The 1,174-nt window shown below is 47.6% G+C and carries 1 protein-coding gene; it reads left to right on the forward strand.

All coding sequences use genetic code 11. The features are described 5' to 3' along the window. Positions 1-1,140: transglutaminase-like domain-containing protein (locus tag KDK18_RS01320; protein ID WP_257252636.1), on the forward strand; the 1,140-nt coding region annotated here is incomplete at its 5' end. Positions 1,141-1,174 lie beyond the last annotated feature (34 nt).

Consider the following 1,174-nt stretch of genomic DNA (forward strand, 5'->3'; position numbering starts at 1 on the left):
ATGAAAGCCGTACTGGACGAACTGTTTGAGACCATTAGTGACCAACACCCAACCGAAATACACCCACCCGAAATAAAGGCGCTTTTGCTGACAATAAAAAACACTGACGACACGATGCAACGCATTGAAGCGATCAAACACTATTGCAAACTGTTTACCGGTGAGACGGCACCGGAGGACGGTGTCAATTTCTTTAAATTCCTCGTAACACAACGACAAGGTAGCTGTCGTCATCGTGTGCCTGTTTTTGTTGCTTTTTGTCGTTACTTCGGGATTCCATGTCGGCAAATTCAGAGCTTTATCCACGCCTTTGCCGAGTATTCCGCGGATGGAGGCCAAACCTGGGAATCGGTGGATTTGGGTGGGGCACCGGCACCTTTGATCGCAATCACCCATGACTTTCTGCCCACCAGGAACGTCGGTGGTTTCAGCAATGTGTCAAAGAATATTAATGCTCTCCTGAAAGATCTTCTGAAAGATGCTGATTCAGCACAACAGCATGCTCTGGCTGAAGCCTGCGGTATGAGCCTGGAACAACTGAACAAAGCCCTTGATAGAAACAGTGCATGGCCAGCAACAAATCTGAGAATCACCAATATAATAAATAACCTTTGGGAGAGAAAAGATTTAACCGGTCTTTCCATGGGCGTCTCACTGATACAGTCTCTGGAGACAAAAGCATTGGGCGAGGAAGAGATGGCATTGATCAGCCCTGTGTATTCGAGCTACTGTAAACCCGCACCAATGCCGGAGGCAGTAAAACAGATATTAGCCGTCAGTGATGAAGATCAGGTCACTGAACTCCTCAAGTCTCTCTATTCAAAAATGATTGATCAGGCTGGAGCAAGCCCTCACCTGTGGTTGAGTTCAATACTGCGCATATTGCAGCAAGACAGTGACCTGGCCAAGTCTTCGTTTATCCACTTTGCCCGTGAAGCCATGGAATCGGGTTGGCTGGACCCACTGCCGACCTATGAGAATAACGGTATGTTGAACTGTGCTCTTCACGGACTATTGGTGTCTCTGGAAGCGGTCGATGAACTGAAGGTTAAAGCCGCCCATTGCCTGAAAAAGTGGTACAGGGTGTTATTGTCCAGAGAAAAAAGTAGACGGATATGGCGGTTGGCTGTTGGTCACTAATGGTCTCAAACAGTTCGTCCAGTACGGCTTTCAT

Source organism: Endozoicomonas sp. SESOKO3 (genome assembly GCF_024606255.1).